This window comes from Oscillochloris sp. ZM17-4, assembly GCF_019599295.1.
Lineage (GTDB): Bacteria > Chloroflexota > Chloroflexia > Chloroflexales > Chloroflexaceae > Oscillochloris.
Genome location: NZ_JAIEWN010000026.1, coordinates 22074 through 30646 on the forward strand (window position 1 = coordinate 22074; position 8573 = coordinate 30646).

Annotated in this window: 8 protein-coding genes; 3 read left to right on the forward strand and 5 right to left on the reverse strand. The window is 69.5% G+C overall.

Going from position 1 to position 8573, the window contains the following annotated elements; all coding sequences use genetic code 11:
- Together K2Z83_RS17820 and K2Z83_RS17825 are read right to left on the reverse strand one after the other, a co-directional pair.
- On the reverse strand, positions 1-852 hold an 852-nt coding region (locus tag K2Z83_RS17820; protein WP_220596541.1), incomplete at its 3' end, for an ABC transporter permease.
- 55 nt (positions 853-907) lie between these two features.
- On the reverse strand, positions 908-2854 hold the full coding sequence (locus K2Z83_RS17825) for an HlyD family efflux transporter periplasmic adaptor subunit (RefSeq protein WP_220596542.1): 1947 nt from the start codon (positions 2852-2854) through the stop codon (positions 908-910).
- Between the two features lie 174 nt (positions 2855-3028).
- Here K2Z83_RS17825 and K2Z83_RS17830 point away from each other — a divergent pair, with 174 nt between their 5' ends.
- Positions 3029-3466, forward strand: a complete 438-nt coding sequence (locus tag K2Z83_RS17830) for an SRPBCC family protein (protein WP_220596543.1) — start codon at positions 3029-3031, stop codon at positions 3464-3466.
- Between the two features lie 63 nt (positions 3467-3529).
- The gene (locus tag K2Z83_RS17835) at positions 3530-4165 is read left to right on the forward strand and encodes a hypothetical protein (RefSeq protein ID WP_220596544.1); all 636 of its coding nucleotides are present in this window, start codon (positions 3530-3532) and stop codon (positions 4163-4165) included.
- Positions 4166-4257: 92 nt separating this feature from the next.
- On the opposite strand, the gene K2Z83_RS17840 is transcribed toward K2Z83_RS17835, so the two are convergent.
- The 3 genes from K2Z83_RS17840 to K2Z83_RS17850 all read right to left on the reverse strand — a co-directional run bounded on the left by K2Z83_RS17840 (position 4258) and on the right by K2Z83_RS17850 (position 7890).
- The gene (locus K2Z83_RS17840) at positions 4258-5961 is read right to left on the reverse strand and encodes an McrB family protein (RefSeq protein ID WP_255604181.1); all 1704 of its coding nucleotides are present in this window, start codon (positions 5959-5961) and stop codon (positions 4258-4260) included.
- 52 nt (positions 5962-6013) lie between these two features.
- Positions 6014-6673 (reverse strand): nitroreductase family protein, encoded by a 660-nt coding sequence (locus K2Z83_RS17845; RefSeq protein WP_220596545.1) that lies wholly within the window; start codon positions 6671-6673, stop codon positions 6014-6016.
- A 74-nt stretch (positions 6674-6747) separates the two neighbouring features.
- Positions 6748-7890 (reverse strand): acyl-CoA dehydrogenase, encoded by a 1143-nt coding sequence (locus tag K2Z83_RS17850; protein WP_220596546.1) that lies wholly within the window; start codon positions 7888-7890, stop codon positions 6748-6750.
- Positions 7891-8199: 309 nt separating this feature from the next.
- On the opposite strand from K2Z83_RS17850, the gene K2Z83_RS17855 reads away from it, so the two are divergent.
- Positions 8200-8451, forward strand: coding sequence for a hypothetical protein (locus K2Z83_RS17855; protein ID WP_220596547.1), 252 nt, complete (start codon positions 8200-8202; stop codon positions 8449-8451).
- The last annotated feature ends 122 nt before the right edge of the window (positions 8452-8573 follow it).

The following is an 8573-nucleotide window of genomic DNA, read 5'->3' on the forward strand; positions in this document are numbered from 1 at the left end:
GATCACGCCCAGGAAGGCGGTGATCCCAGCCAGGATGCTGGCGTTGGCCTCGGCGAACTCGCGGAAGTTCTGGAAGCTGAAGTCGTTGCCCTGCTCGGGGCTGAGCTTGTGCCGGTCGCGCAGCAGCGCGGTGATCGCCCGTTCGCCCTCGCTGATCAGGCGCGGGTCGTGCAGGTAGATCGTCGCCTCATTCACCTCGGCCCCGCTGGTCGCGCTCTGCGGGAAGAGCCGGTCGCGGGCGGTGCTGATCGGCACGGCCACCGTCTGCCCGTAGCCGAAGGGGTTGTCGCCCTGGGGCGCGAGCACGCCGACCACGCGGAAGCTCATGCCAAGGATGAGCAGCTCGCGACCGAGGGGCCGCCCGTCGGGGTAGAGCATCTGGGCGCTGCCCCAGTCGATGACGGCCACCCGCGCGCGCCGGTCGATGTCGTCGTCGCGGATGTAGCGGCCGAGGGCCAGGGGCGTGCTGGGGCGCAGCTGGCTCGGCCGCGCGCCGATGATCTGGCCGTAGCTCATATTCGGCCCGGCGGTCAGGTCGCCGCCGCCCAGGTAGCGGCCCACCACCTCGCGCACGTTGGGCAGGCCGGCGATCGCCTCCAGGTCGGCCTCGCTGAGCCGCCCGGCCTGGGCCGGCCGCTCGCCCGAGTAGTCGGGCTGGGCCTGCAGGCTGATCGCGTCCGTCTCCAGGTTGGCGAACTGCTGCTGCACGAAGCTCTGGAAGCTCTGGCCCACCGAGAGCAGGGTGCTCACGGCGGTGATCCCGATCATGATCCCGAGCGTCGCCAGGAAGGTGCGCAGTCGGTTGCTCGACAGGCTTGTCAGCGCGATGCTGATCAGCTCAAAGAGGTACATGGAACCTCATGCGGTAAGGGCGCAGCAGCGCCGCGCTGCTGCGCCCTTGCGGTCGTCATGGCTGAAACATTTGCGGCCCGCCGCCGTCGATCACGATCTGCGGCAGGATCACCTGGTCGCCGGGGGCGAGCCCGCCGAGCACCTGGACGCGGTCGCCGCTGATCGCGCCGAGCTGGACGGGCACGGGCTCGCCGATGGGCTGGCCGTCGGGGCCGGCGGCCCCGCTGGCCCGGCGGACGGTCGGGCCGTCGGGGCCGTCCTCGACCGCCTGGAGCGGGATGATCAGGGTGTCGGGGATGTTCAGGATCTCGATGCTGGCGGTGGTGGCCATGCCCACCCGCAGGCGCTCGTCCTCGGCGTCGAAGGTGATCTCGACCGGGTAGAGCCCGCCGAGGGCGCCCCCGCCGCCCCCGCCGCCGAAGGGGTCGAAGCCCTGGTCGGCCTGGCCCTGGCTGTCGGGCAGCTCGCTCACCCGGGCCAGCTCGCCGCGGAAGCTGACATCGGGCAGTGCGTCCACGCTGACCTGCACGGCCTGGCCGGCGCTCAGCTGGGCCACGCTCTGCTCGGTGACCTGGCCGCGGATGAGGAAGCCGCTCAGGTCGGCAATGCTGATCGCGTCGCTGGATTCGGTCAGGGTGCCCTCCTTCAGGGTGATGTCCACCACCGTGCCGGCGATCGGGGCGCGCAGCTCGGCCTCGGCGAGCTCGGCCTCGGCTGCGGCCAGCCCGGCGCGGGCGCGCTCCAGCGTCGTCTTCGCCTGCGATAGCTCGATCGGGTCGGGGCCATCCTTCAGCTTCTCCTCAGCGGCGATGGCCTCCAGCAGGGCGGCCTGGAGGGCGGCGCGCTGGGCCGGTCGCTGCGGGTTATCCACCAGATCGGCGTAGGCCTTCTCGGCGTCAGCCAGCTCCTTGCGCGCGTCAAGGATGGCGGCGGCCACGCCTTTGGTGCGGGCGGTGTCGAGCAGCCTCTGGGACTCGTCCAGGTCGCGGCCGGCCGCATCGACCTGGCGCTCGGCGGACTGGATCTGGCTGATCTCGTCCTCGCGGGCCTGGTCGTAGGCCTCCTGGAGTCGCTTGAGGCTCTGCTCGGACTCCTTGAGCGCGTCGGCGACATCCTCAAGGGTGCGCTCGAACTGATCGATCTCGGCGGCGTCCAGCTCACGGTGGGTCACCACCCCGGTGTCCGGGTTGGTGATCGTGTCGCGGGGGTGGCGGCCAGTGTGCTGGACGTAGTCCCAGTCCCAGTAGGCGTCGCTGTAGGCGCGCTGGGCGCGGATGAGATCTTTGGCCCCGCGCTCAAGGCTCTGCTGGGCGTCGGTCTTCGCGCGGGATGCGCTGTCGCGGGTGCGCTCAAGGTCGTCCTGGCTCGCGCGCAGGGCGTCCTGGGCGGCGAGGAGCGCCTTCTCGGCGGCTGTAAGGTCGTCGGGGGCGAGCCCGGCCTTCAGATCGTCGAGGCGCTGGCGGGCCTCATCGCGGCGGGCGCGGGCGACATCGACATCGACGGGGCGCACCTCGCCGGCGGCGGCGGCCAGGTCGGCGCGGGCGCGGGCGGTGCTGGCGGCGGCCTGGGCCAGCTCGGCCTCGCTAGGGCCGGCCTCCAGCTTGTCGAGCGCGCGCTGGGCCAGGTCGACCTCGGCGCGGGCGCTGGCCACCTTCAGCTCCAGGTCGCGAGTCTCCAGGCGGGCGAGCACCTGGCCGGCCGCCACCTGCTCTCCCTCCTGCACCAGCAGCTCGCGGACGCGGACGCCGGCGCTGAAGGCCACGCTCGCCCGGTCGCGCGGCTCGAGCGCGCCATTGACCTGCACGATCTCGGTCAGGTCGCCCTGCTCGACGGGCACGACCTGGGTGATCACGCCGGGGGCGGCGCTGTCGCGGCCGACGAGGATCGTGCGGGCGATGAAGACCCCTGCGACGCAGAGGGCGGTCAGGGCGAGGGCGAGGATGCCGAGGATGGTGGGCCAGCGGACTCGCCGGCGCCTGCGGGGGGCGTTGGTAGCTGTCATATGCTCCTGCGGGGGCAGATCTCAGTGCGGCTCGTAGGCAACGCAAATCATACGATAGATTATCGCACCTATGAAGACGCCGCGTCGCGTCGCGCGGTTCCGCACCGATTGACGCCGGGCCGCCCGCAATGCTATGCTACTCTGGCGCTAGCAGCCCAGCACGAGGAGGTGCCTATGTCATCGGTCGAGCACGAGACCTTCATCAATGTCACCGTCGAAGAGGTGTTCGCGGCGCTGCTCCAGGTCGAGGACGCGCCAGCCTGGATGGCCGGCCTTGAGGAGGTGCATAACGTGACCGGGCGGGGGCTCGGCGACTCGTTCGAGTGGACGTTCAAGATGGCCGGCAAGCTCACCTTCCACGGGCGGACGGTCTTCGCGGCCCTGGAGCCGGGGCGCTACCTGCGCGAGGAGGGCAGCGGCGACCTGACGAACGCCTGGGACTGGCGGCTCTCGCCGGAGATGAGCGGCACGCTGGTGCGTGTCCGGGTGGAGTATCTGGTGCCCGGCGGGGCCGTCCTCGGCGCGATCGCCGACAAGCTCTTCGTCGAGCGCCAGAACCAGGCCGACCTTGAGACGTCCCTCGCCCAGCTGAAGGCGCGGCTTGAGGGCTAGATGTGTGTGCGGGGAGGGCCAGGGAGGGCACCGCCCTCCTGACATAGGGAGCAGGAGCTTTGTATGGCGAAGGCCGGAATTGTCTACGTCGGCACCGATGACGGGCTGGTGACCTACAGCGACCCCGGGGCGACGGGGCGCTGGCGTCGGGCGGGGCACACGCTGGAGGGCCGCGGGGTGCGGGCGATCATCGCCGCCGACGGCGACGAGGGCGCATTGTCGGTGATCGTCGGCCTGGCGGAAGGTGACGCTCTGCGCAGCGTGGACGGCGGGCAGAGCTGGGGGGCGGCCCCCGAGGCCGAGGCCGAGGCGCTGCGCGCCCTCCGCGAGAGCACCCGCCCGCTCATCGCGACATCCCAGGGGGTGGCTCAGTGGACGGGCGCGCACCCGCCGGCGCCGGGCGCCGATGCGCTGGCCATGCTCGCCGGCAAGCAGGAGACCCTGCTCGCCGCGATCGCCGATGGCACCTCGCTTCAGCGCAGCGAGGACGGCGGGGCCAGCTGGCAGCCGCCCACCTTCGACTCGCCCCTCCAGGGCGCGATCACCGTCCTGGCCCCCTCAAGCTACCACATGGACATCTGCTGGGCCGGCACCGACGTCGGCCAGCTCCTGCGCTCCGACGACCGAGGGCGCACATGGGCCGAGGTGGCCCGCGAGCCCGTCGCCATCCGCGCCCTGGCCGTGATGCGGCTGGTGTAGGGCTTGCACCCTGGAATCGTATAGTGTGATGCACCAATGTGCCAGCGAAGCTGGCACATTGGTGCATCACACTATACGATTCTTTCAGCGCCCTACGCGTAGAAATCCGTGAAGCCGTCCTGGTCGAGCCGCTCCAGCATGCGCCGCAGCTTCGCCGCGCTCTCGGGGTAGGGCGCGGCGGCCAGCTGCTCGGCGCTGATCGCGGCGGCCTTGCCCCAGGCTCGCTGCTCGACGCCCAACGTCAGGTCCAGCAGGGCCGCGAGCGCCCGCCGCAGGCGCGGGGAGTCCTCGCCGCGCAGGCGCGGCAGCACCTTCTGCTTGATCTGTAGGTCGAGGGCCGCGCGCGGCGTCAGCGTGCCTCGGGCCTGCTCCACGAAGCGCAGCATCTCGCCGATCGCCCGGTAGCCGAAGGGGTGCCCCGCGTCGGTGGCGATCGGCTGCACCGCCGCGATCATCGCCCAGACCTCATCGTCCACCGGGCCAGCGTAGCTGGCCCGAAACGCCCCGAGATCGACATCCGTCAGCTCGATCAGGTTGGCCCGGTCGAGCAGCTTGTCGCTCAGGGCGAAGGTGCTCTCGTCCACATTGACCGTCCCGGTGATGCGGACGTTCCCCGGCAGGCGCATGGGGCTCTGGATGCTGCCGCCGCCGGCCAGGGGCGCCTCGGCCGTGGGCGTGCCAAGGTCGAAGGTGCCCTCCAGGGTCTCCATCGCCGAGAGGATGGGCGCCAGGTAGTACTCGGGGCGGGCCAGGTTCAGCTCGTCCAGGCAGATGTAGTAGGTCTGCTGCGGGTCGGCGGCGGCGCGCAGCAGGAAGCGGGTGAAGGCGCTGGCGTGGTAGTCGCCGGTGAGGGCGTTGTAGTAGCCCAGCAGGTCGCGCGCGCTGTGCCAGTCGGGCTGCACGGAGACGACCAGGTAGTAGGGGTTGTCGCGGCCGGGCGCGACGCCGTGGGCCGCGTCGGCGTACAGCCGGGTCAGCCGGGTCTTCCCGGTGCCGCTGATCCCGGGCAGAATCACCAGGGGCCGGGTTTGCAGGGCCAGGTGGTAGCTGCGCAGGAGCAGGTCGGAGATGGTGAAGCCGCGGGCGCGCACCCGCTCGGCGATCATCTCGATAGGGGGTGGCTCGCCGCCGTAGCCGGGCCGGGCCTCGCGCAGCACCGCCGGGCTGGCCGGGTCGTCGGCCTCGGCCTGCTCCATCAGCGCCTCGTTCAGCGGCAGCAGGGCCAGCACGTCGGCCGTCAGGCGCCCGGCCAGATCCTCCGGCAGGGACTCCCACGGGTAGACGAATCCCGCCCAGAGGTAGCCGGCGCCGCGCGCGGCGAGGTAGCGGTCGATCCAGAGGGCTGAGGGCTGAGGGCTGAGGGCTGAGGGCTGAGCGGCGAAGCGGGCCACGCCCTCGCGCCCGATCCGCTCGATGATCGGCTGCCAGACCGGGCGGGCGCCGCCCCAGAGCGAGGCCAGGTCGTCCTTGCGCGAGCGCCAGAGCTGGATGCCCACCAGGACGGACCGCTCGGTGCCGCTGACCGCCACCAGCACGCCGGCCCCGCGCGGGGCGCGGTCGAAGGCCACCCAGTAGTCATTGATCGGGTCGCGCTGACCCTGGCCGCGGTTGAGGTAGCGCTGCGACTTGAAGCTCACCTCGTAGAGCGGCCAGATTCGCGGCAGATCGGCCTCCGCTGCGGCGCGCACCCGCTCGGCCAGCTCAGCCAGGGCCGGGTGAAGTCGCTCCTGCACCGCCGACCAGCGATCGGCCATCCCCGACACAAGCAGCGACTCGAATGCCTTGATCGACAGCAAACAACACCTCACGGGAGGGCCAAGAAGGGCCACGCCCTCCATGAAGTCTCCCCTATCGCCAGATCAGAATTTCATCGAGCGGCTTGCGCGTGATATTCGGCACCGTCGCATCCTCGGCGGGGTAGCCGACCGGCATGAGCAGGAAGGCCTTCTCGCTCGTCGGGCGCTCCAGGATACGCTCTAGGAACTCCATCGGGCTGGGCGTGTGGGTCAGGCTGACCAGTCCGGCGTTATGGATAGCCGCGATCAGCATGCCCACGGCGATGCCGACCGACTCCAGGGTGTAGTAGTGCTTGTGCAGCGTGCCGTCGGCATCATAGCCGTGGCGCTGGCGGAAGATCACCAGCAGGGCCGGGGCCGCATCGAGGAAGGGCTTCTCCCAGCCCGTGCCGAGCGGCGCCAGGTCGCTCAGCCAGCTCTCGGGGGCGCGCTGGCTGTAGAAGGCGCGCTCCTCCTCCTCGGCGGCCGCGCGGATCTGCCGCTTCAGGTCGGGGCTGCGCACGGCCACAAAAGTCCAGGGCTGCTGGTTGGCCCCGCTGGGCGCGGTGCCGGCCGTGGCCACGATCTGCTCCAGCAGACCCTCGGGCAGCGGGCGGTCCGCGAAGAAGCGCACCGAGCGGCGGCGGGCCATCTGGGCGTAGAAGGCCTCGGCCCTGGCGAGCGACTCCTCGGGCGGGATCGGCTGGAAGTCGAGGGGGATGTGGTCTTCCATAGAATTGAGAATTGAAAATTGAAAATTGAAAATTGCAGGATTTTCAATTCTCAATTCTCAATTTTACATTAACCCTAGTCGCGGGTGATCTCACGCGAGATCACCAGCCGCTGGATCTCGCTGGTGCCCTCGTAGATCTCGGTGATCTTGGCGTCGCGGAAGTAGCGCTCGACCGGGTACTCCTTGGAGTAGCCGTTGGAGCCGTGGAGCTGGATGGCCTTCGTGGCCGTCCACATGGCCGTCTCCGAGGCGAAGAGCTTGGCCATGGCCGCGTCTTTGACATAATCAAGGTGCTGATCCTTCCGCCAGGCGGCCTCGTAGGTGAGCAGGCGGGCGGCCTTGATCCGGGTGGCCATATCGGCGAGGGTGAAGCCGACGGCCTGGAACTCGTGGATGGGCTTGCCGAACTGCTCGCGCACCTTGGTGTAGGCCAGGGCCTCCTCGTAGGCTCCCTGGGCGATGCCGAGTGCCTGGGCGGCGATGCCGATCCGCCCGGCGTTGAGGATGGTCATGGCGATCTTGAAGCCCTGGCCCTCCTCGCCGAGCCGGCGCCAGGCCGGCACGCGGTAGTCGTCGTAGGCCATCTGCGAGCTGTGGGCGCTGCGGATGCCGAGCTTGTTCTCCACCTTCACCACCCGGCAGCCCGGCTCGCGGGTGTCGATCAGGAATGCGCTGATGCCCTTGACGCCCCTGGAGGGGTCGGTCATGGCCATGAGGATGATCGTGTCGGCGTGGTCGCCGTTCGTCACCCAGTTCTTCACCCCGTTGATCACATAGGAGTCGCCGTCGCGCACGGCGGTGGTCTTCTGGGCGGCGGCGTCGGAGCCGGCGCCGGGCTCGGAGAGCGAGAAGGCGCCCAGGGTGCGGCCGGAGGCCAGCGGGGTGAGCAGCTCGCGCTTCTGCTGCTCGGAGCCGTACTTCTCGATGCCGTAGCAGACCAGGGAGTTGTTCACCGAGGCGATCACGCCGAGCGAGGCGTCCACCCGGCTGAGCTCCTCGATCACGATCGCGTAGGAGATGTAGTCGAGGGCTGCGCCGCCGTACTCCTCGCTCACCGCCACGCCGAGCAGGCCGAGCTCGCCCATCTGCCGCACCAGGGCGTCGGGCCAGATCGCCTGGTCGTCGCGCTCAGCCACGCTGGGGCGGGCCTCCTTCTCCACAAACTGGCGCACCATATCGCGCAGCATCTGCTGATCTTCACTGAGCTGGAAATCCATCGCGCTACCTCCTTGTGACGCTGTGATGGGGGCGGGATCGGCCTCATTCTACGCGAGAACATCGCCGGGGGCAAGGCGGGGTCCGGCGGCATGGTGGCGCGGTTGGGCGGGTTCGATGCGCAAGCGTGTCTGCGGCGCTATTTGTGCAATATGCACAATGAAATAGGTTGCTCAGTTGTTGATTATGTACAAGCTATCTGCTAAAATATGCATGTCAGCCCATCAATGACGATGGTGTCGGCGAGAGGCATCAGGCACACCGTCGCGATGTCGCAACAATGTCGTTCTTCTAAGTTCTGGAGGTTTACCATGCGCAACGGCAGCTACGAAACCAGCGACGTCAACAAGGTTGTCCGCACGCTCCCCGGCGCCCGCGAGATCCTGCGCGAGCACGGTATTGATACGACCAGCCGGCTCCGGCTCCGCGAGGCCTGCATGGCCGCGTCGGTCGAGCCCGATGAGATGCTCGCCCAGATCGAGGCCCGCATGCGCCGCACGGCCCGCCCGGCCGAGCAGCCGCGCGAGAAGTATGTCGAGGAGCGCGAGCACGTCCACGCCTAGAGCATTGCAGATTGGCTGATTGCAGATTGCAGATTGCCGCGCGTCACCAGTGACGCGCGGCAATCTTTTGTTATGTGTTGCCAGCAGATACAGTATGCACGCCTTGTAATGGCTGCCAGCGG